This window comes from Nocardiopsis alborubida (assembly GCF_012396365.1).
Lineage (GTDB): Bacteria > Actinomycetota > Actinomycetes > Streptosporangiales > Streptosporangiaceae > Nocardiopsis > Nocardiopsis alborubida.
Window position 1 is genome coordinate 83,244 of the sequence record NZ_JAAXPG010000015.1, and the last position, 26,061, is coordinate 109,304.

Below are 26,061 nucleotides of genomic sequence, written 5' to 3' on the forward strand. Positions count from 1 at the left end.
GGGGCTCAGTCCCGGCGCAGGGCCTGGTCGGTGAAGGCCGCCAGGACGCGGGCCACGGCGTCGGCGAACCCGTCGAGTTCGTCGACGCGCGCGAACTCGCCGTCGGCGTGCGCGTTGTTGGCGGCGAGGTCGCCGGGGCCCAGCACCACGGTGTGGGCTCCGGCGACCCCGGACATCCAGATCGCGTCACAGGTGAAGGCGGGTTCGTCCGCGGGCCACGGGGCGATTCCGGCGCGGCGCAGCAGGGCGTGCCCCCAGGGGGCGCGGTCGTCCAGCGCGGGCAGGCCGCGTTTGGTCCACTCCAGGCGGGTGAGGGCGCGCGCGTCGGCGGCGGTGCGGGCGAACAGCGCGGTGTCGGCGAAGTCCTTGGCGAAGGCGTCCAGTCCCCCGTCGAGAGCGTCGGTCAGGGCGCGTTCCAGGACGCGTCCGGCGGCGGCGTCGCCGTAGGAGAGGTTGAACAGCAGCGACCCGCTGCCGTAGACCCTGTTGTGCAGGGTGCCGGTGTGCAGCCCGGCCAGGCACACCGCGCCGGAGCGTGCGTGCGCGTCCAGGGCGCGGCCCAGGTGCTGGGCCAGGTAGCCCAGCAGGACGGAGGCGTTGTGCCCGGTGTGCGGGCGGTCGTCGATCGCGTCGTCCCCGCGGACCGAGATCCGGGCGGTCATCGCCGCCGTGCTGCGTGGCAGGAACCGCATCCGGGTGGGCTCGCAGAAGACGTTGAGGCGGCCGGTGTGGCCGCGTTCGACCAGCGGCCGGGTGCCGAGGGTGCCCATGGCGCCGCCCTCCTCCCCGGCCACGGCCTGGACGAGCACCGCGACGTCGCGGCCGACGGCCGGGTCGCGCTCGCGTGCGGCGCGCACCCCGGCCAGCAGTGCCACCGCCGGGCCCTTGGCGTCGATGGCGCCGCGCCCGTGGAAGCGTTCGCCGTCGAAGCCGACCGGCTGCCGCCCGGCGACCGTGTCCAGGTGCACGTTGAACATCACGGTGCGCTCGGCGGGCAGATCGGGGCCCAGCCGCAGCACGAGGCTGGGCTGGCAGTCGAGGAAGCCGGGGCGGGTCAGGGCCTCGCGGACCGGGGCCGGGACGTCCGGTCGGTCCATGTCGGAGGGGTCGGCCGGGGCGTGGCGCACGACGCCGAACCCGGCTCCGGCGGCGGCGCGGGCGTAGAGGAGCTGGGCCTCGCGCAGGAGCGGCGGGGGCCCGTCGGGTCCGGTCTCCAGCGGGCCCGCGGTGGGCAGTTCGAGCAGCCGCAGCAGCAGGTCGCGGTCGGCGGGGGTGAGTGCGGCGGTCACCGGACCCCCTCGGCGCGGCGGACGCCGTCTCCGGCACGGGGGACCCCGTCCCCGGCGCGGTGGGCGTCGTCCTCGGCATGGCGAGCCGCGCCCCCGGGGCGCCGGATCCGCCCACCGGTGTGCCAGGTGCGGGCCACGAGGTCCTCCAGGGCATGCCCGTAGGCGACGAAGGCGGAGCGGTCGCCGCGGCCGGGGTCGGCGCCCGAGGCCCGCAGGTGCGGGCGCAGGTGCAGGTGGGGCTCGATGGACAGCGTCCCGGCGTAGCCGTGCGCGGCCAGCAGCCGCAGGCACTCGGCGGTTCCGGCCTCCCCGTGCCCGGGCAGGACGTAGTCGACCCCGCCGTCGGGTGCGGTGACGGCGTCCTTGACGTGGACGTGCGCCACGTGGTCGAGGAGGTCGCGCAGCATCTCCGGGGCGCGGTAGCCGTGGGCGACGCCGTTTCCGGTGTCGAACAGCAGCCGCAGGGCCGGGCTGTCCACCTCGGCCAGCAGCTCCAGGGCGCGGTCGGCGCGGTCCCCGGCCCAGCCCGCGCAGTTCTCGTGCACCAGCACCAGGCCCGCGTCCTCGGCCCGGCGGGCCAGTTCGCGCAGGCGGGCGCGGACGCGCCGTCCCCACTCGGCCTCGGGGAGCCCGTCCCGGGGGTAGGACATGATCCGGACCAGCCGGGTGTCCAGCGCCGCGCAACGCCGGGCCAGGACGTCCAGTTCGGCCAGGTCGGGGGCGAAGTCCCCGGTGGCGGGCCTGGACCAGTCGGCGATGCGGGAGGCGACGGCGACCACGTCGGTCCCGGCCTCGCGGATCCGTCCGGCGGCGCGGTCGAAGGTCCGCTCGTCCAGGGCGGCCACCGCGGTCCCGTCGACGGTGCGCAGTTCCAGGCGCTTCCAGCCGAGTTCGGCGAGGGCGGCGAGCTGCCCGCCGAGGTCGGGTGCGGCCTCGTCGCCGATGCCGGCGAGCGGCGGAGGGGTGTGTTCAGGCGCTGACGGCACTGCCCACCTCCTGCCTGCGGCCGTCGGCCGCGCACAGCCCCTTGGCCTCGGTGAGCAGCCGGACCGCCTCGACCTGGACCGGGAGCGTGCCGGGGCCGCGGAAGGAGCGGGCGTAGCGGGCGTAGGCGGCGCGGAGGAAGGCGGGGAGGGCGTCGTCGGTGAAGACCGAGTGGGAGGCCCGGTGTCCGGTGGCGTCCACCGACAGCTGGGCGGTGTGGTCGGCCGCGCTGCACGGGTAGTGGCCGGTGAGCACGGCGCGGTCGAACTCCAGCGCGATGCGGCGCTCGCGGACGGGGGAGGTCAGGTCCGAGTCGATCCGGCTGCGCACCCCGCCGTGGTGCGCCAGGTCGAGGCGGGCACGGCCCAGTCCGGGCAGCCGGACCTGGTCGGTGACCATGTCCTCCAGGGAGGCCGCGGCGACGTCCGCTCCCCCGGCCAGGCTGATCACCACGGCCAGCGCGTGCGGGACCTCCACGTCGAAGGCGGTGGGGTGGCCCGGCGCCTCGGCTGTGCGGGTGAAGCGGGGCTTGTTCTGCAGGACCGTGATGGCGCGCAGGCCGCCGAAGACGCGGCCCCGCACCGCGGCGCGCAGCCGCCGCGTGAGCGCGCTGTCCAGCCACTGGGTGGTGACGGTCAGGTCCAGGTCCCAGCGCCGACGCAGCCGGGCGACGGCGGCCAGGTCCACCAGGTCCAGTGCCAGCGGCTTCTCCACGACGACCATGCGGTAGCCGAGGCGGGCCAGGTGCTCCAGCGGCCCGGAGCGCAGGTGCGGCGGCGTGCACAGGTGGACCACGGTGCGCGGGGGCGGCGCGCAGCGGGCCGCCTCCTCGAGGGAGTCGACCGTGAGGATCCCCTCGACGGGGCTCCGGAACGGGTCGAACCCCACCACCGGCCCCGGGGCGAACAGGGCGGGGGCCTGGGCCCGCGCCTTGGCCAGCGACGGCAGGTGCAGCCCTTCTCCCGATCTGCCCAGGCCGACGATGAGGGTGTGGAGCATAACGTACGGGCACCTTTCCCTTCCTCTTTCACGGCGGTGCGCTGCCAAACCCTGGAACGCAGCGGATACACGCTTCTCCACCACACTCGGACATCGCGCCGAAAGCGTCAAAGAAGAGAACATGTTCCTGGGTCCGAAAACTCGGAAACGGGCATGTTGCCACCCGCAAGACAAGAAGGTAATGCGCCCTTTCGTGGTGTTTTCTCCCCTGCGGCCGTGGCGCGGCCGGAGCGCCGCACGGCCGCCGTGCGGTCCCGTGACCGCCGGGCGGCGGTCGCGGGACCGGTCGGGGTCAGGCCACCGAGAAGCTGAACAGCCCGCTGGGCGGAGCGTGCCAGCCGTGGTCCGGCGCGACCACGACCGACGGCCCGAAGCAGTTCGCGCCGGCGTGCATACGCACGTCCGCATCGGTGAGGTTGACCAGGACGTGCGCGGTCTCGGGGAGCCGCTGACAGGTCCCCGACGGGGGTTCGGGGTAGCGCCGCAGCTCCTCGAACTCGGTCGTGAAGACGACGACCTCACCGGTCGCGGCGTAGGCCGGAGCGGCACCCGCCGCGGTCCCGCCCACAGCGAACGCGAGTGCCGCCGCGGCGGACACGAGAGCCCTCATTCCGATTGCCTCCATTTTCGTTCCACACTTTTTCCGAAGGATCGGCCCGCACATATCACCGATACGGCGAAGCCGCCCCGGACATCCTGACCCGCCGTCACCGCAAAGACCAGGCCCGGTTTGGTTCCACGGAGGATTTCGGGCAGCCGCTACCCGGAACCGGACCAAAGGGAAAGCACCAGGGGAAGGAAATGCAGAAAAGTATGCTTTCCAACTCTTCACCAAGAGATGCGCCGATCGCGCGTTAGGTGGTGTTATCGCCGGAAAAAGGCGCGCGCACCGGAGGGGAGGGGTCCGGAACGGACGGGTTTCCCCGGAGCGCAGGAGCCGCGAGGGGCCGGAGTGCTCCCCGTTACGGCGAATCGCATGTGGGACCCGCTCGCCCCAACGCCTCCGTCGGCGGCGCCGCCCCGGGGCGGCCGCGCCGAACGCCGTGAGCCGCGCACCCGCGGGGGGGAGGAGAAGCCCCGGTTTCCTGCGCGCACGAAAAAGCCCGCCCCGAGGGGCGGGCCGTGTCCGGAAGCGGTCCGGAGGCGCTCAGACCTTGCGGTACTTCGGCACCCAGGCGCCGTCCTGGACCTCGTAGTCGCCGAAGAGCGCCGGGGCCTCCTCCTGGAGGGTCCGCCCGATGAGGTCGAACAGCAGGCGGATCTCCTCCTCCGCGCCGGGGGCGGTACGCGCCTCCAGGGTGTGGCGCAGGGTGCGCACGTTGGCGGTCCACACCAGGCCGGTGGCCACGCCCTCGGGGGCGAAGCGGCGCATGAAGGAGGTCTTGTGCTTCTTCTCGGCGAACTTGACGCCGTCGTCGTCCAGGCCGAAGTGGTCGGCCATCCAGAGCTGGAACTCCTCCATCTGGCGGAGCATCGCGGTGGCGCGCTCCATCAGCTCGGGGTCGTCCTCGGCCCAGTCGGGGAACCAGAACGGCAGGTCGGAGAGGCGCACGAAGCGCAGGGACTCCTGGGAGACGGCCACGCCCGGGCGGTGGCGGATGAGCTCGTGGGTGAGCACGCGCGAGACGTTGTGCAGGACGAAGCTGAAGCTGATGTGCTCCAGGACGGAGCCGTGCATGCTGGCCAGGATGTTGCCGAGGTAGGCGTCCTGGTCGGTGCGCACCCGGGTCACGTTGGGGTTCAGGCCCGGTTCCCAGGAGCGGTAGCACAGCCGCCCGGCGAACTCGGCGAGGTTCTGGGGGTCGTTGAGGTGGGCGTCGAGCTCACCGCGGTCGAACCGCTCCAGCCACGCCTCCCCGCCGACCTCCTTGAGGTAGTCGGCGATGGCGTCGTAGTCCACCTGCGGACGCGCCACCAGACGGACCTGCGGCTCGACCCTCTTCACAGCATGCCTCCCGTTCGTGTTCCCGACTCCCCGAACGCACGCCTGAGCACCGCGACCGACGGGCGGCGCGGGGCGGGAGGCGTGACGGGGGCGGGGGCTGACCAGCCCTCCCCGAGGGTACACGGGGTCGGCGGGGGTCGGCCGGGGACAGCGTGCGGGCCGGGTGCCCGCCGGGTCTCCCCGGCCCGGCACCCGGCCCGCGACGGTGCTGTGCGTGCTTCCCGGTCGTGCTGTCCCGCTACGCGGAGGAGGGGCAACCCGCTAGAAGCCGTAGAAGTAGCCGGGGGCCACGAAGAGCCCGACGACGATGGCGATGATGCCCCACAGGAGCTGCCCGCGCAGCACCCCGAGAACACCGGCGATGATGAGAATGACTCCGAGGATCGTCAGTAGAATACCCATACACAACCACTGTCCCGTAACAGGTTGATCAAACTTTTTGGTTGGATGTGATTCGGGAAAGGCGCCTTGGTGCAGGTAGGCACCGTGTGCCGGGTACCACCGCACTCCTCGAAACACCCGCGTGACCCTCCGCACACGCCTTCCGCCCCGGGGCCGCGGCCCCGGGGCGGCCTCCGGGGCCACGTGACGGGTCTCAGTCGCGGGCCAGGCGCAGGGCCCGCGCCACGATGCCCTCGCCGACCGTCGCGGTGAGGATCGACTCGGGGTGGAACTGGACCCCGTACCACCGCGCGACCGGGTCCTCGACGGCCATGACGACGGGCTCCCCGCCCTCCCCGCCCTCCAGGACGGCGGTGACCTCGAAGCGCTTGACCAGCTCGGGGAGGGTGTAGGTGGAGTGGTAGCGGGCGGCCGGGAAGGCGTCGTCCTCGCCCAAGCCGGCGAGGAGCCGCCCACCGGAGACCCGCACGCGGCCGGGCTTGCCGTGCACCGGTTCGTCCAGGGTGCGCAGCTCTCCCCCGGCGTGCTCCACCATCCCCTGGAGTCCCAGGCACACCCCGAGCACCGGCAGGTTGCGGGCGGCGAGCGCGTCCAGCAGGGCAGACATCCCGAAGTCGGCGGGCAGGCCGGGGCCGGGCGAGAGCACGACCAGGTCGGGGGCGAGCCGGTCGAGCAGGGAGGGGTCGAACCCGTAGCGGACCGTGGTCACCTCGGCCCCGTGGCGGCGCACGTAGTCGGCGAGGGTGTTGACGAAGGAGTCCTCGTGGTCGACGAGCAGCACCCGCATGCCCTCCCCCGGGAGTTCGGCGGGTTCGGCGGCGGCCGCGCCGCCCGCCTCGGCCGGGGCGTCCTCCCGCTCGCCCAGGGCCAGGGTCTCCAGCAGGGCGCGCGCCTTGAGGAAGGTCTCGCGCTCCTCGGCCTCGGGGTCGGAGTCGTAGAGCAGGGTGGCGCCCACGCGCACGGCGGCCACGCCGTCGCGGATGTGCGCGGTGCGCAGGGTGAGGCCGGTGTTCATGGAGCCGTCGAAGTTGAGCACGCCGACGGCGCCGCCGTACCAGCGGCGGGGGCTGGTCTCGTTCTGCTCGATGAACCGCATCGCCCAGGTCTTGGGCGCGCCGGTGACGGTGACCGCCCACATGTGGGTGAGGAAGGCGTCCAGGGCGTCGAAGTCGCGGCGCAGGGTGCCCTCGATGTGGTCGACGGTGTGGATGAGGCGCGAGTACATCTCGATCTGGCGGCGGCCGATCACGCGGACGCTGCCCGGCTCGCACACGCGCGACTTGTCGTTGCGGTCCACGTCCGTGCACATGGTGAGCTCGGACTTCTCCTTGACCGAGGAGAGCAGTTCCTGGATGTTCTCGGCGTCGCCCAGGGCGTCCTCGCCGCGGCGGATGGTGCCCGAGATGGGGCAGGTCTCCACGCGCTGGCCGGTGCCGGGCTCTCCGGTGACGCGGACGAACATCTCCGGGGAGGCGCCGACCAGGTACTCGCTCTCGCCGAGGTTGAAGAAGAACTCGTAGGGGGCGGGGTTGCGCTCGCGCAGCAGCTCGTAGAAGCGGGCGGGCGAGGAGCAGCGGGCGTAGGTGCGGTGCCCCGGGACGACCTCGAACAGGTCGCCGCGGCGGAACTTCTCCTTGGCCTTGGCCACGACGTGCGCGTAGGAGCCGGGCAGGGGGCCCTCGGGCACCTCGGCGGCGACGACGGGCGGGGTGGGCCCGGTCTCGCGCGGCAGGCCGCGCGTGGTGGCCTCGGCGCGGTCGCCGTCCGCGGGGACGGTGAAGTCGTAGGTGTAGCGCACACAGGTCTCGCGCTTGCGGTCGCGGACGATGACGGCGTCGGGCAGGTGCAGGACCAGGTCGCGGTCGTCGGGGTCGCGGTCGATGTGGCGCTCGATGGGCTCGAACTGGAAGGCCAGGTCGTAGCCGAAGGCGCCGTACAGGCCCAGGTTGGCGTCCTCGGGGCTGCGCAGGGCGGCCATGACGGCGCGCAGCGCGGTGAAGACGCTGGGGCGGCGGCTGCGCTCCTCCTCGGAGAAGAACTCCCCCGGGTCGGGTTCGGGGACGGTGACGGCGACGCTGCCGTGTTCGAGGTCGGCCAGGGTGCTGTCGGGGTCGGGGAGGCCGACGGAGTACAGGGCCGCGGCCAGGACGGGCAGCAGCACGCGGCCGCGGGCGTTGAGGGCGGTGGCGGCGACGCGGCGCCCGCGCGTGGTGATCTCCAGGCACGGGTCGACGTAGCCCAGGTGCCAGCGGTCGTAGCGGCCCGGGTACTCCATACCGGAGGAGAGCACGCCGCCGCGGCGCCGCTCGACCGACCGGACGAGCTCGGTGAGGATCTCGGGATCGCAGGGGGTGGCGCTGCGGTGGACGGTGACGCCGCCCTCGGTGAGATACGTGCTGGTCTGTGCGTCGCTGGGGTTCACGGCCGGTCCTTTTGGCTGCGCGGTCGGATGGGCCGCACCGTCCGGGGCCGTGAGAACACGAAACGACCGCCGGTCCGGGGCGGTCGCTGCATGGGTATGCGAACTCGGAGCACCGCCTAGGGGCGGCGCCACCACTGAGCCTGGGTGGTCGTCTGTCGCATGGGCACGAGTGTAGCGGGTGCGGTGTGCGCTGGGGAGCCCGACGCGGAGGTTTTCCGGTCCGGTCACGACGCGGACGGCACACGGGACTGGCCCGGAGCAGGGGGAGAACTGCGCGGCGGCGCGGAGAAGGGAGGGGTGCGAAAGCGCTCTCGCGGAGGCGCGCGGCGCTGTGCTAGGGTACGGAACCCACTGTCGCTATTTGAGCTCACTCACAAAAAACCCAACATACGGAGCATAGCAAGACGATGGAGTTCTGTCAAGCTGGCGCCGACGAAGGTGCCGCGTCGGCCCTGTCCGCGGAACAGGCCAGGATCAGCGCGATGTACGAGCGCCTGGACGCCCTGCGCGCCCAGGCCTCCGAACAGCTCGCCTCCGCCCACCTCCAGGAGCGCGGAGGGTACGCGGCCCTCGTGGAACGCGAGACCCGCTCCTACGAACAGGCGCGCCGCCGCGCCCAACTGGGGGCGGTCGAGGAGGGCCTGTGCTTCGGCCGCGTCGACCTCTCACACGGGGACGACGAACCCGAGACCCGGTACGTGGGCCGGATCGGCCTGCGCGACGCCGGGTACGAGACCATCCTGGTGGACTGGCGGGCCCCGGCCGCCCGCCCCTTCTACGCCGCCACCCCCGGCGACCCGCACGGGGTCACCCGCCGCCGCCACCTGCGGGTGCGCCGCCGCCGGGTGCTCGGGCTCGACGACGAGGTGTTCGACCCCGACGGGCTGACCGACACCGACCGCCGCCAGCTGGTCGGGGAGGCCGCGCTCCTGGCGTCGCTGCACCGGGGCCGGACCGGGCGGATGGGCGACATCGTCGCCACCATCCAGGCCGAACAGGACCGTGTCATCCGCGCCCGGCTGGCCGGGGTGCTCGTGGTCCAGGGCGGGCCCGGCACCGGTAAGACCGTGGCCGCGCTGCACCGCGCCGCCTACCTGCTCTACACCCACCGCGCCGTGCTGGAGCGGCGCGGGGTGCTGGTCGTGGGGCCCAACCCGGCGTTCCTGCGCTACGTGGGCGACGTGCTGCCCTCCCTGGGGGAGACCGACGCGGTGATGCGCACGGTCGGGGAGCTGTTCCCGGGGGTGGCGGCCTCACGCCGCGACGCGCACGGCACGGCGGCGGTGAAGGGCTGCCTGGCGATGGCCGACCTGGTGCACGCGGCCGTGGCCGACCGCCAGCGCGCGCCGCTGGAGGCGTTCGGCGGCGCGGACCTGGTCGTGGAGACCGACGCGGGCGCGCTCACCGTGCAGGGCGCGCTGTGCGAGCGCGTGCTGCGGACCGCGCGGGGGCTGCGCCTGCCCCACAACACCGCGCGCGTGTACGTGGTCAGGTCCCTGCTCACGGAGCTGGCCCGGGCCGAGTCGCGGCTGCTCGGGCGGCCCGCGGACGAGGAGGACCTGGAGTTCGCGGGCGCACGGCTGTGGTCGGAGGAGCCGGTGCGGGAGGCGCTGGACGCCCTGTGGCCGCACCTGACCCCGCAGCGGCTGCTGCGGGAGCTGTTCGCCGACTCCGAGGCGCTGGAGCGGGTGGGGGCGCGGGCCGGGCTCGGCGGGGACGCGTGCGCGCTCCTGGCGCGCTCCGCCGGGGAGCCGTGGACCGTGGAGGACGTGCCGCTGCTGGACGAGGCCGCGGAACTGCTCGGGGAGGACGGCGGTGCCGCTCGGGCGCGGGAACGCCGTGAGGACGCCGAGCGGGCCGAGGAGGAGCGCTACGCGCAGGGGGTGCTGGAGTTCACGGGCCTGTTCGAGGACCGGATGATGGACGCGGCCGCGCTGGCGGAGCGTCATCGGGACGCCGGGGCCGCGCGCACCACCGCGGACCGTGCGGGCGCGGACCGGGAGTGGACCTACGGGCACGTGATCGTGGACGAGGCCCAGGAGCTGTCGCCGATGGCCTGGCGCACGGTGATGCGGCGCGTGCCGACCCGGTCGTTGACCGTGGTGGGGGACGTGGCGCAGACCGGCAGCGCGTCGGGGACGCGTTCGTGGCTGGAGGCGCTGGAACCCTACGCGCCCGGCAAGGTGCACGTGGAGCGGCTGCGGGTGAACTACCGGACGCCGGAGCCGATCATGGCGGTGGCCGCCGACGTGCTGCGGGTGGCCGCTCCGGGCGAGGAGGTCCCGGAGTCGGTGCGCGAGGAGGGCGACCGGCCGCGTGCGGTGCGGCTGGCGTCGCTGGCGGCGGACCTGCCCGCGCTGGTGGCGGAGGAGGCGGCCGCGATCGGTGAGGGCCGGATCGCGGTGATCACCTCGGACCGGCACGCGGACGCGGTGGCTGCGGCGCTGCCGGAGGCCGCGCGGCCGGGGACGACGCCCTCGGGGCGGGTCCGCGACTCCCTGGAGGAGGCGGTGGTGGTGCTGACCGCGACCGAGTCCAAGGGGTTGGAGTTCGACGCGGTGGTGGTCGTGGAACCGGAGGCGGTGCTGGCGCAGCCGCGCGGCGGCAACGACCTGTACGTGGCGGTCACCCGGGCCACGCGGCGGCTGGCGGTGGCGCACACCGGGGAGCTGCCGCGGGTGCTGGAGCGCCTGGCCGGGGCCGCCGAGGGGTGAGGCCGACGGGCTCGGGGCGGACGGCCGGGGTGGGTGCGGACGGGGGTGCCCGGTCCGCGGAGCCGTGGGACGGGGCGGAGCGCGCGCGGTGGCGGGCACGGAAGGGGCCCGGCCGGCGGCCGGGCCCCGGTCCCGCTGCCAGAGGGGCCTGCTCAGAGGAACCACCGCTCAGAGGGGCCGTCAGGAGCCGCCGGTGATCGCGGCTCCCAGCAGTCCGAACAGGTCCACGGCGCCCAGGCCGAAGCGGGCGCCCGCCTCCAGCCCGGTGGCCAGGAAGGCCGCCAGGAGGACCAGGACCAGGACGCGGGAGGGCCAGCGGCGGGGACGGGGCGCCTCGGGGACGTCCTCCTCCCCGTCCGCCCGGTCCAGCCAGGGCCGGTCCAGGCGGGCGACCTCGCGGCGCAGGTCCTGGACCTCCGCGTGGTAGTGGTCGCGCTCCTCGCGGACCCGCTGGAGCTCGGCGCGTTCGGCGCGGACGGCGGCGCGGGCGTCGACCACGTCGATCCGGGCGCCCTCGGGTCCGTGCCGGTGGTGCCAGCGCTCCAGCCGGGTCAGGGGGAGGTCCACGTACTGGGTGGGCCAGTTGTCCTCGGAGGCCTCCTCGTCGGGGAACTGCTCCGGATCGGGTTCGGTCTCGGCCGCGTAGTCGAGCGGCGCCCGGCGCGGGAGGTCGGCCTCCGCGTCGGGGACCACCGGCAGGGGCGGCGCGTCGGCGGGGGCCCGGTCCTCGGGGCCGTCCGTGAGGCCGGGGCCCGGGGCCGGGTCGGGGTCCGCGGTCCTTCGGTCCGACGGGGGGCCCTGCGTTCCGGGGGAGGCGGCGATGGTCCACTCGTCCGCGGGGGCGTGCGGCTGTTGGTGTTCGAGGGATTCGGGTGGCGGTGCGGACCCGCGGGCGAGGCTTGCCGTCCCGCCCGTTCCGAAGGTGTCCTGGGCCGGGGCCGGTGACGCCTCCGCGTCCCCGTTCCCCGACGCCTCGTCCGCGAACTCGGGCACGGCTCCGTCCCGTGGCGCCTGGCCCTGGGCCTCGGACTCGTCCGCCTCCGGGGCGGCACGTCTGCCGCGGCCGAGGAACCGGAAGGTCTCCCGGCCGCCTCGGGAGGTCCGCGGCCCCTCCTCTCCGGACGGTTGCGCCTCCGGCCCGTACGGCATCGGCGCGTCAGCGGCCAGGAGACCGCTCCGCTCCGCGTCATCGGTCCCGGAGGCGTGCTCACGGTGTTCGAAGGCGCGGGCGCAATCCCGTTCGTCGCCGGTGTCCGGGACCAGACGCGGCCTGCGGCGGGGTTCGGGCGCCCCGAAGATGCCGGACCGCGCGGAGGGGCTCTCCGGGGCTGCGGACGTCCGCCCCCGCGCGGGTGCGATGCGCGGTTCCGGGCGCCGCGGGGCGTCACCGGAGCCGTCGGTTCCCGGTTCCTCCGGCAGGCGTTCTGCCACGGGCTCGGGCCAGAGCGCCTCGTTGTCCCCGTCCGCCTCGCCTCCCCCGTGCGTCCGGCTCTCTCGGCGCTCCCCGTCGTCCCCGAGCGTCCCCTCAGTCCCACGCGCGGCGGGATCCACACGCCCGTCCCCGCGCCGCCGCCCGCCGCTCCCCGTCCCGGCGGCGGAGGACTCCACGCCCTCCTCGGTGATCCCCTTCAAGGAGCGCTGGCCGCCGGGCACGCCCGGGACGGCGCCGCCCGGGGCCCCGTCCTCCTCCAGGCCCGGGCGGCCCACCGGAACGCGGGATCCGGAGAGCGGCAACGGACCGGTCTCCTCCTCCCCCGGGGCCTCGACCTCGGGCAGGTCGGGCAGGGGCGCCCCGCCGTCCGGGCCGTCCTCGTCCGGCAGCCGTTCGGGGACGGGGACGTCGTCGAGCCTCCGGGGCCGCGGGTCGAGCCAGTCGCGCAGCAGCGCGCGCCGGTCGGCGAAGGTCGGGGCCTCGGGGACGCCGCGCTCGGCCAGGTGGCGGGCGAGCGCGTCCCCGCCCTCCTCCCGCAGGACGGACACGAGCCCCTCGGCGACCGCGCGGTAGTCGGGGGCCGGGGGTTCCAGGAAGGGCCCGGACACGTCGGCGACCGGCGGGCCGAAGGCCAGGTGCTGGCCGTCGGAGGTGCCCAGTACCGGGTCGTAGGTGGAGAACGACCAGCTCCACCCGGCCGCGGGAATGGCGCGGGGCGGAGTGAGCACGTCGTGCAGCACCCGGTGCAAGCCCCACAGGAAGCGCAGCTGCACCGCCTGCCACAGGTCGGCCCGCTCGGGCGCCAGGGCGATGTGGATCGGCACGTCGGGCCGGTACAGGGCGGCGGCCACCGCGCCCACCAGGAGGGGGTCGTCCTCGACGGTGGTCTCGGCGGCGCGCCGGTCGCGGGTGCGCACGGCCCCGGGTGCGGCGGTGCGCTCCCAGGGTTCGGGCGTGGGCAGGGTGTCCATGGTCGCCCAGCCCGGCGCCGGAGGGCGGCGCGGGGCCGGGCGGGTGTGGGGGTTCTCGTGCAGGGAGAGCAGCCGCGGCAGGGTCAGGCCGTGCGCGGGCCCCACGATCGCCCAGGCGTGCGCGGACCGGACGTCACCGGGCCAGCGGTAGACCAGCGCGGCCTGCCCGTCGGGGTAGGCGCGCGCCCAGAGGGTCTCGGGGTACTCCCCCGGGTCGGTGTCGGGCAGCGCGGAGCGGTAGTCGGCGGTGAGCGCGGGGACGAGGCGGTCGCGCCAGGAACGCAGGACGGGCTGCTCGGCCTCGGGGATGGAGGAGGCGGCCGGTCCGGGGCCGAACCGGCCGAGGAGGGTGGGTTCGGCCCAGGCGAAGTGGATCTGGTGGTACGTGCTGTCGGGCAAGTCGCCCCTCCCACGGGTTCGCGGACCGAGGCGGCGCGGCCGCTCCGCCGCCACTAGGGAAGGTATCCGGTCAAAGGATGGTGAAAACCGCGCATGGATACATATGAGGTGTTACACGTGGTTTGTCCGGGACTGGTGACCGGCCCCGGCCATGCCCGCCGCCGAACTACCCCGCCTCGGCCATGCGCCTCCACTGCTCGTCGCTGAGTACCAGGTCGGTCGCCTCGATCGCCTCGTCCAGCTGTTCCAGGGAGCTCACCCCCACCAGCGGCACCACCTTCGGGTCGCCGCCCATCAGCCAGGCGAGCACGACCTGGTTGCGGGTGGCCCCGGTCTCGCGGGCGACCTCGTCCAGGACGGCCAGGCGTGCGGGGGTCCCCGGGTGGTCGTAGGCCCGGTCCAGCTCGGCGGCCTTCTCCGGACGGGTGTAGGCGCCCCACAGCAGGGAGGTGTAGGCGACCAGCGTGTGCTCGCGGCCCTCGGCCGCCTCGGCACGGACGAAGTCCAGGAGTTCGGGTGTGGCGTGCATGTGGCCCGCGGACCGCAGCGGCAGGTCGAGGCGGGGCTGGAGGTAGCTGTACCGGTACTGGAGCACACGGGGGCGCGGCCAGCCCCGGGCCTCGGTGACGGCGCGGGCCCTCTCCAGCTTCCAGGTGCGGTGGTTGCTCAGCCCCAGGTGGGAGACGGAGCCCTCGCCGACCAGCGCGGCGAAGGCCTCCAGGGTCTCGGAGAGCGGGGTCCTCGGGTCCTCGTTGTGGGCGTAGAGCACGTCCAGGCGGTCCATGCCCAGACGCTCGCGGCTGCGCTCGGCGGCCGTCGCCACGGCCCGCGCCGACAGGCCCTCCTTGGTCTCCGCACCGGTGCCGGGCACGGTGGGCTGCGCCCCGAGCTTGGTGGCGATGACCACCTCGTCGGTGATGCCGCGCTCGCGCCGCCACCGGCCCAGGAAGGTCTCGCTCTCGTGCCCCTCGAAGCCCTCCACCCAGAACTGGTAGCAGTCGGCGGTGTCCACGAAGGTGCCCCCGGCCGCCACGAAGCGGTCGAGCAGCGCGGCGGAGGTGGCGTCGTCGGTCTCGCTGCCGAACTTCATCGCCCCCAGGCACAGGGCGCTGACGCGGCGGTCGCCGATGGTGGTGTAGCGCATCAGGAGGTCTCCTTGAGGGGGTCGGGGGTGTGCGCGGCGAGCACGCCGCGGTAGTAGTCGATCTTGTGCTGGATCACCTTCTGGCACCGGCGCATCTCCTCCATGCGCTCGGCCAGCCGCTCCTGGTGGCCCTGGAGCAGGTCCAGCCGGTCGGGAACGGTGTGATCGCCCTCGCGGATGAGCTCGGCGAACTCGCGCAGGCGGACGATGGGCATGTCGGTCTCGCGCAGGCACCGGATCATGTTGAGCAGCTCGACGTCGTCGGCCCGGTAGCGGCGGTGCCCGCTGGGAGCGCGCTCCACCCGGCGGAGCAGCCCCGCCTTCTCGTAGTAGCGCAGGGTGTCCAGGGTGAGGTCGAAGCGCTCGGCGACCTGGCCCGGCGTGTAGTAGTCCCTCATGAAGAGAAAGCATGGGACCTGGAGCGCACTCCAGGTCAAGGGGGTCGGCGGAAAAGCCCTAGGTCCGGCTGGCGCGGATGGCGCCGACCACCGCCGCGGTGAGGTCGTCGATGATCTCCTCCTCGCCGACCTCGGGGTGCTCCAGCCACCACTCCCCCGCCGCCTGCACCATGCCCACGACGGCGTGCGCGACGATCTGGGAGCGCGGGCGGTCGCCGACGCGCTGTTCGGCGACGAGCTGGTCGGCGAGCTCCTCCCCCAGGCGGCGGACCATCATGCCCAGGTCGCCGCGGGTCCGGGAGTCCTCGGAGGTGGCCCGGTCCATCAGGAACCGGTAGAGGTTGAGGTTCTGGGAGATCATCGACAGGTAGGCGCCGACCGTGGCACGGGCGCGGACCTCGAACTCGGTGTGCTGGTGCAGCTCCTCGCGGATGCGCTCGATAAGCGGGTCCACGTGGCGCCGGGCGAGCGCCCGGTACAGGCCGCCCTTGTCCCCGAAGTGCCGGTACAGGATCGGCTTGCTGATCCCGGCCTCGGCCGCGATGGCCACCATCGACGCGTCCGGGCCGTCGCGCTGGATCACCCGGTCGGCCGCGTCCAGGATGGCGCGGCGCCGCTCGGGGTCGCGTCCTCGCGCGCCCCTTCCCCCGCGCGGGGCGGGGGCCTCCGGCACGGGCGTGCCGGAGGCGTCACTGCTGTCTGTCAGCGCGGTCTGCCGCGCACGTTGGAGGGCCACAAGGGTTCACCGTAGCGGTTCGCGGGGCCTCGGATCAGGTCCGGAGCGCGATCCATGTGGCCCTGGCCAGGGCCAGGACGCGGCCCGTGCCGTCGTAGAGGGCGCTGCCGGTGGTGATCTTGCGGCCGTCGACCGCCTCCAGGTGTCCCATCACCACGTGGACCTCCCCGGTCCGGGGAGCCTCGTCGACGCGGACGGTGATCCGGCCCAGGACGGCGGGGCGGCCGGAGACGTCGCTGGACCAGCCGCCGGGGCAGTCCAGGGCGGCCCACACCTGGGCGGGTCCGACCGTGCCGGAGCCCTCGTCCAGGGAGGGGTGCGGTGTCCAGGTGCAGGCGACGGTGTTGCCGACCCCGTCGGGGCCGGTGCCCGGACGCACGGAACCGGCGAACAGGCGCAGGCCATCGCCCTCGGCGCGCTCGGGGCCGCAGCTGTAGCAGCGCGGGAAGGGGTGCGCGGCCAGCCCCGCGTAGCGGTGCTCGGCCTCTCGGGCCTCGGACACCGGGACCGGGCCGCCGGGGACGACGGGGGCGTCGGGGAGGCCGGCGGTCACCGCCTCGGCCACCAGGCGGGCGCCCTCCTCCGCACCGGGGTCGGTCAGGCGCAGGGCGCCCTCGGGGCCGTCCTCCACCGTCAGCGGGCGGCCCAGGGGCGGCGGGGTGCGCAGGGTGACCTGGACGGCCGGCCCGCCGACGGCGGTGAGCCGCGCGGCGAGCAGTCCCGCCGTGTAGCCGCCGTTGCCCGACCCGTCGGGGCCGTTGTATCCGGTGGGGATGGTGAGGGTGGGGGCGCCGTTGCCCGCGGTGGTGTCCATGCGAGCCAGGTTAGAGGTCGCGCCCGCGTGGCGAACGGGTGGACCGGGAAGCCCCCGCCGCCGGGGCCGGAGTCAGACGTCGACCTGCATGACGGCCTCGCCGTCGCCGATCTCGGGGAAGGCCAGGGTGAACCTGTTCCCGTCCGCGAGCATGCCGCTGCCCTGACCGGCTTCTTTGAGCGTGACCGTGGTCGAGCCGCCATCGGAGCGGTTCTGCTGGAACGTCACCTCTCCCCCGGCGATCGACCCGATCACGATCTCCGTGCCGCCCGCCTCCTCCGGAACCGGGATCCGGTCGCCGGGCTGGACGGTGACCCGGCACTGTCCGTCCTCACAGGAGGCGAGGTCCCGGCCTTCCTCCGGCAGGTCCGCCAGGGTGGGCGGGCCGGAGGAGGCGGAGGGCGAGGGGCTCGGGGAGGCCGGGGCGGAGGGCGACGCGGCGGCCGGGGTCTCGGCGGAGGGGGAGGCGTCCTGTTCCTGCTGGTCCGGGGAGGAGCAGGCGGTCAGGGCGGCGAGCGGCAGTACGAGCGCGGCAAGACGCGGGTGGGGGAGGTTCATGGCGTCAGCATAGAAGCGGCGACCTCACCCCGTCACCGCTTCACCACGCGAACCCACCGGCGTCAGCGCACCGGCAGGCCCGTGACGGCGCGGCCGATGATGAGCTTCTGGATCTCGCTGGCGCCCTCGAAGATCGTGAAGATCGTGGCGTCGCGGTGCCAGCGCTCCACGGGGTAGTCCCGCGTGTAGCCGTTCCCGCCGAGGATGCGCACCGCGTTCTGGGTGACGAACGTGGCGGTCTCGCTGGCGTAGAGCTTGCTCATCGAGCCCTGCGCGCTGTCGAAGTCCTTGTCGTTGCGCGCCATCCACGCCGCGCGCCACACCAGCAGGCGGGCGGCGTCGATGCGGGTGGCCATCTCCGCCAGGGTGAAGGCCACGCCCTGGTTCTCACCGATCGGGCGGCCGAACTGCTCGCGCTGGGTGGAGTAGTCGCGGGCGTACTCGTAGGCGGCGCGGGCGCAGCCCACCGCCATCGCGCCGACCGTGGGCCGGGAGGCCTCGAAGGTCTTCATGGCGGCCTGGCCCTTGGACCGCCTGCCCTCGCGGGCGCGGGCCAGGCGCTCGTCGAGCTTGTCCTTGCCGCCCAGCAGGCACGAGCCGGGCACGCGCACGTCGTCCAGGACCACCTCTGCGGTGTGCGAGGCGCGGATGCCGTGCTTGGCGAACTTCTGCCCCTGGCTGAGCCCGGGCGTGTTCGGCGGCACGATGAACGTGGCCTGCCCGCGCGAGCCGAACTCGGGCTCCACCGAGGCGACCACGACGTGGATGTCGGCGATACCGCCGTTGGTGGCCCAGGTCTTGGTGCCGTTGAGCACCCACTCGTCCTTGGCCTGGTCGTAGACGGCGCGGGTCCGGATGGCCGAGACGTCGCTGCCCGCGTCGGGCTCGGAGGAGCAGAACGCGGCTAGCTTGATGTCGTCGGGGGTGCCGAACATCTGCGGCGTCCACTCGAAGAGCTGTTCCTGGGTCCCGTTGGCGGCGACGGACACCGCGGCCAGGCCGGTGCCGGTGATGGCCAGGGCGATGCCCGGGTCGCCCCAGTACAGCTCCTCGAAGGCCACGGGGATGCCGACGCCGCTGGGTTCCAGCCACTGGTTGGCGAAGAAGTCGAGGGAGTACAGGCCGATCTTGGCGGCCTCCTGGATGATCGGCCAGGGGGTCTCCTCCCGCTCGTCCCACTCGGCGGCGGCGGGGCGGATGACGTCGGCGGCGAACCCGTGGGTCCAGTCCCGGACCTCGCGGACGTCCTCGCTCAGTTCCAGGCTGAAGCCGGGCGCGGTGGCCTCACTCATGCGCTTACATCCTTTGTCGGGCCCTCCGGGGAGGGAGGGGGCCAGTACGTGTTACCAACGGTAACAGCCAGCTCCGCGCGCCACAACGCCGCACCCGCACGTGCGGGGGGCCGGGGTCGACGCCCGCCGCCCCCGGCCCCATCGCACGCTCCTTCCGGGCCCGCCGCTCAGTCGAGGCTGTGCTTCTCCAGGAAGGTGTAGACGTCGTGCTCGTCCACGCCCGGGAAGGTCCCCGAGGGCAGCGCCGAGAGCACGTGGGAGTGCGCGCGGGCCGACGGCCACACGTTGCCCTCCCAGCGCGCGGCCAGGTCCGCGGGCGGGTGCACGCAGCACTCGCCGCTGGGGCAGTTGGACTTGGTGCGGTTGGTGGTCTCGCGCCCGCGGAACCAGCGCGACTCCTTGTAGGGCACGCCCAGGGTGATGGCGAAGTTGCGCTCGCGGCTGGGGTCCACGTGCGCCACGCACCAGTGGGTGCCGTTGGGCTTGTCCGTGTACTGGTAGTAGATCGAGTAGCGGTCCGGCGAGGCGAAGACCTGGCGCCCCGACCACTGGCGGCACATGCGCTGGCCCTCGATGGCCCCGGTGTCGTCGGTGGGGAAGACGAGGCCGTCGTTCTCGTAGGCCTTGTAGATGATGCCGGTCTCGTCGTTGCGGATGAAGTGGCAGACCAGGTCCAGGTGGCGGTGGGCCAGGTTGGTGAACCGGTGCGCGGCCATCTCGTAGGAGACCGAGTACACGTCGCGCAGGTCCTCCACCGACAGGTCGCGGGCCTGCTTGGCCTCCTGGAGGTAGCGCACCGCGGTGGACTCGGGGATGAGGACGGCGGCGGCGAAGTAGTTGGCCTCCACCCGCTGGCGCAGGAAGTCGCCGAAGTCGCGCGGCCTGCCGTGGCCCAGCACGACGTGGCCCAGGGTCTGGAGCAGGATCGTGCGCGGGCTGTGCATGCCCAGCGTGGTCTCGCGCTTGAGGTAGATGCGCCGGTTGACGTGGTCGGTGAGGGAGCGCACCGAGCGGGGCAGGTCCTGCACGTACTTGAGGGAGAACCCGTGGTGGGTGGCGATGGCGAGGATCTGCCCCTGGGACAGGGCCCCCGCGGTGTAGTTGACGGCGTCGAGGGTCTGGGCCGCCGCCTTCTCGATGCCCTCGAAGTAGTTGCCGCGCTCGCGCATCTGGCGGCGCAGGTCGGCGTTGGCCCGGCGCGCCTCCTCGGGGGTGGCCGTCGGCTTGGCGCTGCGCCGCCGGAGCTCCCCGTACAGGCCCACGATGTGTTCGAGCACGTCGTTGGGGACCCGCTTGCCGATCCTCAGGTGCGGCAGGTTCAGGTCCTGGTAGACCGTGTCGCGCTGGGCCTCCTCGACCGCGATCTCCAGCTGCGCGCGGCGGCTCGGGGGCTGCTTGGACAGGAGTTCCTCCACCGAGACGCCCAGGGCGGAGGCCAGGGAGGTGAGGAGGGAGAGCTTGGGCTCGCGCTTGCCGTTCTCCAGCAGGGAGAGCTGGGAGGGGGCCCGGCCCACGCGTTCGCCCAGGTCGGAGAGGGTGAGGCCGCGCGCCCGCCGCAGATGGCGGAGCCGCTGGCCAAAGGTGACGAGATCCAGGTCACCTGTCAAAGACGGTATTTCTTCAGCACCAAAGTACGCCATGGCTTCATAGTACGGAAAGAAACGACGATCTTCGCGAGATTTCCAGTGGAAAAGCCTCGGAACTTCCCCAAGAATCTAGTTACCGGCGGGGAACTTACCGCTCAGGGCTCAGCCCCCTGGCTCTGACCTGGCCTTCTCGACCGGTGTGAACACTTGGGGACTACACGTAAGGCGGGATCGAACATGGGCACCAGCGCTCGACGACAGGAAGCCAGCGCCGAACTCCAGCGCGACTGGGAGACCAACCCCCGGTGGGCCGGTATCGAGCGCACCTACTCCGCCGACGACGTGGTCAAGCTCCGCGGTTCGGTCACCGAGGAGCACACCCTGGCCCGCCGCGGCGCGGAGCGCCTGTGGGACCTGCTCCACACCGAGGACTACGTCAACAGCCTCGGCGCCCTCACCGGCAACCAGGCGGTCCAGCAGGTCCGCGCCGGGCTGAAGGCCATCTACCTCTCCGGCTGGCAGGTCGCGGCCGACGCCAACCTCTCGGGCAACACCTACCCGGACCAGAGCCTGTACCCGGCCAACTCGGTCCCGGCCGTGGTCCGCCGCATCAACAACGCGCTGATGCGCGCCGACCAGATCACCTGGGCCGAGGGCGACGACAGCGCGCCCGAGTGGCTCGCCCCGATCGTGGCCGACGCCGAGGCCGGGTTCGGCGGCGTCCTCAACGCCTACGAGCTGATGCGGGGCATGATCGCCTCCGGCGCGGCGGGCGTGCACTGGGAGGACCAGCTGGCCTCCGAGAAGAAGTGCGGCCACCTGGGCGGCAAGGTCCTCATCCCCACCGGGCAGCACGTCAAGACGCTCAACGCCGCCCGCCTGGCCGCGGACGTCGCCGGCGTCCCGTCCCTGGTCATCGCGCGGACCGACGCCCAGGCCGCGACCCTGATCACCAGCGACGTCGACGAGCGCGACCAGCCCTTCATCACGGGCGAGCGCACCGCGGAGGGCTTCTACCGCTTCCGCAACGGCGTCGAGGCCTGCGTGGCGCGCGGCCTGGCCTACGCCCCGCACTCCGACCTGCTGTGGATGGAGACCGCGACCCCGGACCTGGAGGTCGCCCGCGACTTCGCCGAGCGGATCAAGGCCGAGTACCCGGACCAGATGCTGGCCTACAACTGCTCGCCGTCCTTCAACTGGAAGCGCCACCTGGACGACGCGACCATCGCCAAGTTCCAGCGTGAGCTGGGACACATGGGCTACAAGTTCCAGTTCATCACCCTGGCGGGCTTCCACTCGCTCAACCACTCGATGTTCAACCTGGCCAAGGGCTACGCCCAGAACGGGATGACCTCGTACGTCGAGCTCCAGGAGGCCGAGTTCGCGGCCGAGTCCCAGGGCTACACCGCCACCCGCCACCAGCGCGAGGTCGGCACCGGCTACTTCGACTCCATCAGCACGACCATCTCCCCCGAGGCCAGCACCACGGCTCTCACCGGCTCCACCGAGGAAGACCAGTTCTCAGCGGCTCACTGACACTGGTCTTCTCCTTCCCAGGAGGCCGTCCCTCCCCGCTTTCGTGGCTGGGGCGGGGCGGGCGGCCTCCGCCCCCTAGCCGTCGGCCATGCGCGCTCCGTGTCACACGCGCATGGCCGGCGGCTTGTCCTGTGCCGTGCCGGAAGTGCCCGCCGCGTCCGTTTTCGGTCGTCCCGGGCACGGGTTCGGTCCCCGGAGGAAAGGGGACGCACTGGCCCCCCGCGCGGCCGGGACCTAGGCTGACAGCCGCACCGGGCCGCGCCCCCGCGGCCCGCCCGGAGAACCGGAGGCCCGGCTTGAAGATGTTCGAACCGTTCCTCGCCGCCCTGGCCGCACTGCGCCGGGTGCTCGCCGTGGGCGCCCTGGCCACCGTCGTGGTCCTGGGCACAGCGGCCTGCGACGACCTCATGCCGAACGTGAGCGTCGAGCAGGGCGAGGACGATGACGATGGTGGAGACGACGGCGGGGACGACGAAGACGGCGGTGATGACGGGGACGACGGCGGCGACGGCGGCGACGGCGGAGACGAGGACGGCGAGGACGGCGAGGACGGCGACGACTGAGCCCGTGCCCCGCTGACCCGCTGCCGCCGCCGGGCACGCCCCGAGCGGCGGTGCGGGCCCTCTCCCCCTTCCCCCCGCCCTCTCTCCCGCATGTCCCGGTCCCCCTCCCGGGGTCGGACGACGCGCCCCGCCACATCGGGAGCCGTCACTCTCCGCGCCTCCCTGGCCACGGACAAGGAACACGCCCTAGGCTGGGTCACGGACGGATAACATCCGGCTCGCGCCCGCCGCCCGGACCCGGGCGGCCCCCCGGCACGAGCCTCGACCCGAGGGAGTCAGCGATGAGGTTCGAGGACATCAGCAGGCAGACCCTGACCGCCCTGCGCCGGGCGCTGGCGGGCTCGGCGATCGCCGCCGTGGCCGTGTTCGGCGTCGCGGCCTGCGAGGACCCCGAGGGGGCCGACGCCCCGACCGTGGACACCCCGGGCGACGACCAGGGCGACGAGGACGACGGCGGCCAGGAGAACAACCAGGACGGCGGCGAGGACGACGACGGCGGGAACGAGGACAACGGCGGCGAGGGCGACATGGAGAACAACGACAACGACTGACCGCCCCCGGCCGCGGCACCGCCGGGCGGGGGCGCGGCCCGAGAGCCCGCCCCCGCCCGGCTCCCCCGAGGTCACCGGCCCCCGCCGACAGCGCGTACATTGCAACCCGTGACCGACAAGACCCACACCCCGGACGCCGAACTGCCCGAGGGGGCGCCGCCCGCCCCCTCCGCCCCCGCCGAACGCGGACTGCTGCGCTGGGAGATCCTGTGCGTGCTCGCCCTGTCCCTGGGCGCCGCGGCGGTCTCGGCGACCATCTCCTTCCTCGGCGTGCTCACCGAGCCCCAGTCCCTGGCCGAGCAGACCGCCAGCCTGGTACGCCCCCGCGCCGATGAGGAACGCCCGTGGCTGGACCTGTCCTGGCAGCTGTTCGCGTTGGCCAACGCCCTGGTTCCGGTGCTGCTGGTGGCCTACCTCCTGCGCCGCTCGGGCGACTCCTCGGCCACGATCGGCTTCGACGTGCGCCGTCCCGGCTTCGACCTGGGCACCGGCGCCCTGCTGGCCGCGCTGATCGGCCTGAGCGGCCTGGCGCTGTACGTGGTCTCCTGGCAGCTGGGGCTGACGGTCACGATCCAGCCCAGCACCCTGGCCGGGAACTGGTGGGACGTGCCCGTCCTGGTGCTCCAGGCGGCCAAGAACGGGGTCCTGGAGGAGGTGATCGTGGTCGGCTACCTGCTGCACCGGCTGGGGCAGCTGGGGTGGACGCCGTGGAAGGCGGTGCTGGCCAGTTCGGTGCTGCGCGCCTTCTACCACCTCTACCAGGGCGTGGGGATGTTCTTCGGCAACCTGGTGATGGGGCTGGTCTTCGGCTGGTTCTACCTGCGCCACGGCCGCGTGATGCCCCTGGTGGTGGCGCACACGGTCATCGACGTCGTGGCCTTCGTCGGCTCGGTCTACCTCATCGGCCGTCTGGACTGGCTGCCCTCGTGAGGCCGCGGGCGGCGATGGCGTCCTCCAGGTAGCGGGGGCGGCCCAGCAGCAGGCCCATGGCCAGGTTGACCACGACCAGCACCGCCAGCAGGAGCAGGGGCGCGTGCCAGCCGCCGCTGAGCTCGCGCAGCAGCCCGAACAGGAAGGGGCCCGCGCCGCCCATGAGGTAGCCCAGGCTCTGGCTGACGGCTGAGAGCGCCGCCGTCCCCGCCCCGGTGCGGGTGCGCAGCGCGAAGGCGGTCAGGGCGAAGACGAAGCTGCCCATGCCGATCCCCACGAGCGTGGTCCAGGCCCACACCCCCGACATCGGGGCGAACCACAGCCCGGCCAGGCCCGCGAGGTAGGCGGCGGAGAAGGCCAGCACGAAGGGGCGCTGGTCGCTGGTCCGGGTCAGCAGCGTGGGCAGCACCAGGGACATGGGGATGCCCAGGACGGTGAGGTAGGACAGCGCCAGGCCGGCGGTCTGGGCGTCCATTCCCTGGTCGCGCAGCATCTGCGCGTACCAGCCGAACATGATGTAGGCGACCGAGGACTGGGTGCCGAAGTAGAGGACGGACTGCCAGCCCAGGCCGGTGCGCAGCACCTGGCCGAAGCCCAGGGCCTGGGAGGCGTCGCCGCGTGAGGGCTCGTGGCGCAGCACCAGCAGCCAGGGGACGGCGGCCGCGACGCCGAAGAGGGCGTAGGCGCCCAGGGCCGCGCGCCACTCTCCGGTGGACTGCTCCAGGGGCACGGTGGCCGCGGCGGCGATGGTGGTGCCCAGTGCCAGGGCGGTGGTGTACACGGTGGTCATGAGGCCCACGCGGTCGGGGAAGTGCTCCTTGACCAGGGCGGGCAGGATGACGTTGCCGACCGCGCCACCGGACAGGGCCACCACGCTCAGGACCAGGAACATCCACGGCTCGGGGGCCGCGGCCCGGGCGGCGAGGCCGATGGTGAGGGCGGTGAGCGCGTAGACCAGCAGGTGGTGCTCGCCCAGGCGGCGGGCCAGGGCGGGGGTCAGGCCGCCGAAGAGCGCGAAGCACAGCACCGGCAGGGTCGTGAGGATCCCCGCGCCGACCCCGGTCATGCCCAGTCCGGTGGTGACCTCGTCGAGCACGGGGCCGACGCTGGTGATGGCGGTGCGCAGGTTCAGCGCCGCCAGGGCGATCCCGGCGGCGAGCAGCAGCAGTACCGCGCGCGGGGGACGGCTCGGGGCGGTCCGGCCTGCGGCGGGGCCGCTCTTCACGGAGGTGCGGGGGGCTGGTCCGGCGCTCATGGAGACGACTCGCAGAAATTCATAGGATGACCCGATGTACTTCATGAGGATAACGCATTACCGTTCAAGGACAATTCCCGCCCGCAACTGGTCTAAGCTCCGGCCTTAACCGTTCCTTACCTGTGCGCTGGCCCAGTCATCCGGCGACCCGCCCCTAGGAGGTATACGCGTGCCCCTCGCCTCGACACGCCGGACCGGTCTCGTCGACCAGGTCATCAGTCAGCTACGAGCACAGATCGACTCGGGCGAATGGGGCGTGGGCGACCGCATCCCCACCGAGTCGGAGCTCTCCGACCAGCTTGAGGTGGGCCGCAACACCGTCCGCGAGGCGGTCCGCGCCCTGGCCCACGCCGGACTGCTGGAGATCCGCCAGGGGGCGGGCACCTTCGTGCGGGCCTCCAGCGAGCTCGGCGGCGCCCTGCGGCGCCGTCTGGAGCGCTCCCGCCTGAGGGAGAACCTGGAGGTGCGCCGCGCGCTGGAGGTGGAGGCGGCCCGGCTGGCCGCGCTGCGCCACAGCGACGAGGACATGGCCGACATCGACCGCGCCATGGCGCTGCGGGAGGCCGCCTGGCGCGAGCGCGACATGGGCGCGTTCGTGGAGGCGGACTTCACGTTCCACCGCGCGGTGGTCAACGCCACGCACAACACCCTGCTGATCGACCTGTACGACGACATCGCGCAGGTGGTGTACGCGAGCATCGCGCACACGGCCTACGAGCAGGGCGACGAGGCCACCGCCCGGCCCTCCTCGGCCACCGACGGCGTGGACCACTCCAAGCTGACCGAGGCGATCCGCGGCGCCGACGCGACCGGGGCCGCGCGGGAGGCCACCTGCTACATTGACGAGCTGCTCTCGCTCACCGAGGACTGAGCGGCCCGCGTCGGATCCGGTCCGACCAGGCGGCGCGCGAGCGGTCTGGGAGCGTTCCCACGCGTTCCCGGGCCGGTGCGCGCACACCGGGTTCCAACGGCCGCGGAGGGGCCTGGACGGGTTTCGGGGGCCGCAAGCCGCACCCGGTACACGCCGGGCCCCAGCCGCCGTGGAGGGGCCCGCGCGGCTCCGGCGGGTACGCCGCGCGGCCGTGCGGCCCCGGAGACGGTGAAACACCCTCCGACACCGGTCCGGCCGCCCCTGGACGGC

At 73.6% G+C, this 26,061-nt stretch carries 22 protein-coding genes; 6 read left to right on the forward strand and 16 right to left on the reverse strand.

Annotated features, from left to right (window positions below; all coding sequences use genetic code 11):
• Window positions 1–5: 5 nt before the first annotated feature.
• The 7 genes from HGB44_RS16895 to HGB44_RS16925 all read right to left on the reverse strand — a co-directional run bounded on the left by HGB44_RS16895 (window position 6) and on the right by HGB44_RS16925 (window position 8,041).
• Window positions 6–1,289 carry a M20/M25/M40 family metallo-hydrolase gene (locus tag HGB44_RS16895; RefSeq protein WP_061079098.1) on the reverse strand — a complete coding sequence of 428 codons (1,284 nt, stop codon included), beginning with the start codon at window positions 1,287–1,289 and terminating at the stop codon, window positions 6–8.
• A complete protein-coding gene (locus tag HGB44_RS16900; protein WP_061079097.1) occupies window positions 1,286–2,275 on the reverse strand; it encodes a sugar phosphate isomerase/epimerase family protein in 990 nt (329 codons plus the stop codon). Before HGB44_RS16900 ends, HGB44_RS16895 begins: the two co-directional genes overlap by 4 nt.
• Window positions 2,259–3,272 (reverse strand): Gfo/Idh/MocA family oxidoreductase, encoded by a 1,014-nt coding sequence (locus tag HGB44_RS16905; RefSeq protein ID WP_061079096.1) that lies wholly within the window; start codon window positions 3,270–3,272, stop codon window positions 2,259–2,261. Before HGB44_RS16905 ends, HGB44_RS16900 begins: the two co-directional genes overlap by 17 nt.
• Before the next feature lie 292 nt (window positions 3,273–3,564).
• Window positions 3,565–3,882, reverse strand: coding sequence for a hypothetical protein (locus HGB44_RS16910; RefSeq protein WP_061079095.1), 318 nt, complete (start codon window positions 3,880–3,882; stop codon window positions 3,565–3,567).
• Window positions 3,883–4,419: 537 nt separating this feature from the next.
• Window positions 4,420–5,217, reverse strand: a complete 798-nt coding sequence (gene thyX / locus HGB44_RS16915; RefSeq protein WP_061079094.1) for an FAD-dependent thymidylate synthase — start codon at window positions 5,215–5,217, stop codon at window positions 4,420–4,422.
• Between the two features lie 261 nt (window positions 5,218–5,478).
• Entirely contained in the window at window positions 5,479–5,619 is a 141-nt protein-coding gene (locus tag HGB44_RS16920; RefSeq protein ID WP_168444040.1) for a GPGG-motif small membrane protein, read from the reverse strand.
• A 193-nt stretch (window positions 5,620–5,812) separates the two neighbouring features.
• Window positions 5,813–8,041, reverse strand: coding sequence for an anthranilate synthase component I (locus HGB44_RS16925; protein ID WP_061079093.1), 2,229 nt, complete (start codon window positions 8,039–8,041; stop codon window positions 5,813–5,815).
• Window positions 8,042–8,448: 407 nt separating this feature from the next.
• Between HGB44_RS16925 and HGB44_RS16930 the strand changes: the two genes are divergently transcribed.
• A complete protein-coding gene (locus tag HGB44_RS16930) occupies window positions 8,449–10,755 on the forward strand; it encodes a HelD family protein (RefSeq protein ID WP_061079092.1) in 2,307 nt (768 codons plus the stop codon).
• A 180-nt stretch (window positions 10,756–10,935) separates the two neighbouring features.
• On the opposite strand, the gene HGB44_RS16935 is transcribed toward HGB44_RS16930, so the two are convergent.
• The 8 genes from HGB44_RS16935 to HGB44_RS16970 form a co-directional block, all read right to left on the reverse strand.
• Window positions 10,936–13,557 carry a hypothetical protein gene (locus HGB44_RS16935; RefSeq protein ID WP_061079091.1) on the reverse strand — a complete coding sequence of 874 codons (2,622 nt, stop codon included), beginning with the start codon at window positions 13,555–13,557 and terminating at the stop codon, window positions 10,936–10,938.
• Window positions 13,558–13,723: 166 nt separating this feature from the next.
• Window positions 13,724–14,701 (reverse strand): aldo/keto reductase, encoded by a 978-nt coding sequence (locus HGB44_RS16940; RefSeq protein ID WP_061079090.1) that lies wholly within the window; start codon window positions 14,699–14,701, stop codon window positions 13,724–13,726.
• Window positions 14,701–15,099, reverse strand: coding sequence for a MerR family transcriptional regulator (locus tag HGB44_RS16945; RefSeq protein WP_061079089.1), 399 nt, complete (start codon window positions 15,097–15,099; stop codon window positions 14,701–14,703). Before HGB44_RS16945 ends, HGB44_RS16940 begins: the two co-directional genes overlap by 1 nt.
• Window positions 15,100–15,157: 58 nt before the next feature.
• A complete protein-coding gene (locus tag HGB44_RS16950; RefSeq protein ID WP_061079088.1) occupies window positions 15,158–15,835 on the reverse strand; it encodes a TetR/AcrR family transcriptional regulator in 678 nt (225 codons plus the stop codon).
• 34 nt (window positions 15,836–15,869) lie between these two features.
• The gene (locus tag HGB44_RS16955) at window positions 15,870–16,649 is read right to left on the reverse strand and encodes a hypothetical protein (RefSeq protein ID WP_061079087.1); all 780 of its coding nucleotides are present in this window, start codon (window positions 16,647–16,649) and stop codon (window positions 15,870–15,872) included.
• A gap of 72 nt (window positions 16,650–16,721) precedes the next feature.
• The gene (locus HGB44_RS16960) at window positions 16,722–17,207 is read right to left on the reverse strand and encodes a hypothetical protein (RefSeq protein WP_061079086.1); all 486 of its coding nucleotides are present in this window, start codon (window positions 17,205–17,207) and stop codon (window positions 16,722–16,724) included.
• 62 nt (window positions 17,208–17,269) lie between these two features.
• Complete coding sequence (locus HGB44_RS16965; RefSeq protein ID WP_061079085.1) at window positions 17,270–18,499, reverse strand: acyl-CoA dehydrogenase family protein; 1,230 nt, start codon at window positions 18,497–18,499, stop codon at window positions 17,270–17,272.
• 167 nt (window positions 18,500–18,666) lie between these two features.
• Window positions 18,667–20,106 (reverse strand): helix-turn-helix domain-containing protein, encoded by a 1,440-nt coding sequence (locus HGB44_RS16970; protein ID WP_061079084.1) that lies wholly within the window; start codon window positions 20,104–20,106, stop codon window positions 18,667–18,669.
• Between the two features lie 216 nt (window positions 20,107–20,322).
• Here HGB44_RS16970 and aceA point away from each other — a divergent pair, with 216 nt between their 5' ends.
• The 4 genes from aceA (at window position 20,323) to HGB44_RS16990 (ending at window position 23,665) form a co-directional block, all read left to right on the forward strand.
• A complete protein-coding gene (gene aceA, locus HGB44_RS16975; protein ID WP_061079083.1) occupies window positions 20,323–21,621 on the forward strand; it encodes an isocitrate lyase in 1,299 nt (432 codons plus the stop codon).
• A 302-nt stretch (window positions 21,622–21,923) separates the two neighbouring features.
• Entirely contained in the window at window positions 21,924–22,184 is a 261-nt protein-coding gene (locus HGB44_RS16980) for a DNA primase (protein ID WP_325096991.1), read from the forward strand.
• Window positions 22,185–22,465: 281 nt separating this feature from the next.
• On the forward strand, window positions 22,466–22,735 hold the full coding sequence (locus HGB44_RS16985) for a hypothetical protein (protein WP_061079081.1): 270 nt from the start codon (window positions 22,466–22,468) through the stop codon (window positions 22,733–22,735).
• Between the two features lie 108 nt (window positions 22,736–22,843).
• A complete protein-coding gene (locus HGB44_RS16990) occupies window positions 22,844–23,665 on the forward strand; it encodes a CPBP family intramembrane glutamic endopeptidase (RefSeq protein WP_061079075.1) in 822 nt (273 codons plus the stop codon).
• Here the strand turns inward: HGB44_RS16990 and HGB44_RS16995 are convergent.
• Window positions 23,634–24,920, reverse strand: a complete 1,287-nt coding sequence (locus HGB44_RS16995; protein ID WP_210751775.1) for a CynX/NimT family MFS transporter — start codon at window positions 24,918–24,920, stop codon at window positions 23,634–23,636. The genes HGB44_RS16990 and HGB44_RS16995 overlap by 32 nt on opposite strands.
• Window positions 24,921–25,089: 169 nt before the next feature.
• Here HGB44_RS16995 and HGB44_RS17000 point away from each other — a divergent pair, with 169 nt between their 5' ends.
• On the forward strand, window positions 25,090–25,791 hold the full coding sequence (locus tag HGB44_RS17000; protein ID WP_061079073.1) for a FadR/GntR family transcriptional regulator: 702 nt from the start codon (window positions 25,090–25,092) through the stop codon (window positions 25,789–25,791).
• Window positions 25,792–26,061 lie beyond the last annotated feature (270 nt).

What these genes read in the sequence shown, in the direction of transcription:
- HGB44_RS16985 (WP_061079081.1), top strand. Translation starts at nt 22,466, where the DNA reads ATGAGGTTCGAGGACATCAGCAGGCAGACCCTGACCGCCCTGCGCCGG.
- HGB44_RS16965 (WP_061079085.1), bottom strand. Translation starts at nt 18,499, where the DNA reads ATGAGTGAGGCCACCGCGCCCGGCTTCAGCCTGGAACTGAGCGAGGAC.
- HGB44_RS16920 (WP_168444040.1), bottom strand. Translation starts at nt 5,619, where the DNA reads ATGGGTATTCTACTGACGATCCTCGGAGTCATTCTCATCATCGCCGGT.
- HGB44_RS16995 (WP_210751775.1), bottom strand. Translation starts at nt 24,920, where the DNA reads ATGAGCGCCGGACCAGCCCCCCGCACCTCCGTGAAGAGCGGCCCCGCC.
- HGB44_RS16910 (WP_061079095.1), bottom strand. Translation starts at nt 3,882, where the DNA reads ATGAGGGCTCTCGTGTCCGCCGCGGCGGCACTCGCGTTCGCTGTGGGC.
- HGB44_RS16905 (WP_061079096.1), bottom strand. Translation starts at nt 3,272, where the DNA reads ATGCTCCACACCCTCATCGTCGGCCTGGGCAGATCGGGAGAAGGGCTG.
- HGB44_RS16945 (WP_061079089.1), bottom strand. Translation starts at nt 15,099, where the DNA reads ATGAGGGACTACTACACGCCGGGCCAGGTCGCCGAGCGCTTCGACCTC.
- HGB44_RS16930 (WP_061079092.1), top strand. Translation starts at nt 8,449, where the DNA reads ATGGAGTTCTGTCAAGCTGGCGCCGACGAAGGTGCCGCGTCGGCCCTG.
- aceA (WP_061079083.1), top strand. Translation starts at nt 20,323, where the DNA reads ATGGGCACCAGCGCTCGACGACAGGAAGCCAGCGCCGAACTCCAGCGC.
- HGB44_RS16940 (WP_061079090.1), bottom strand. Translation starts at nt 14,701, where the DNA reads ATGCGCTACACCACCATCGGCGACCGCCGCGTCAGCGCCCTGTGCCTG.
- HGB44_RS16960 (WP_061079086.1), bottom strand. Translation starts at nt 17,207, where the DNA reads ATGAACCTCCCCCACCCGCGTCTTGCCGCGCTCGTACTGCCGCTCGCC.
- HGB44_RS16955 (WP_061079087.1), bottom strand. Translation starts at nt 16,649, where the DNA reads ATGGACACCACCGCGGGCAACGGCGCCCCCACCCTCACCATCCCCACC.
- HGB44_RS16980 (WP_325096991.1), top strand. Translation starts at nt 21,924, where the DNA reads ATGTTCGAACCGTTCCTCGCCGCCCTGGCCGCACTGCGCCGGGTGCTC.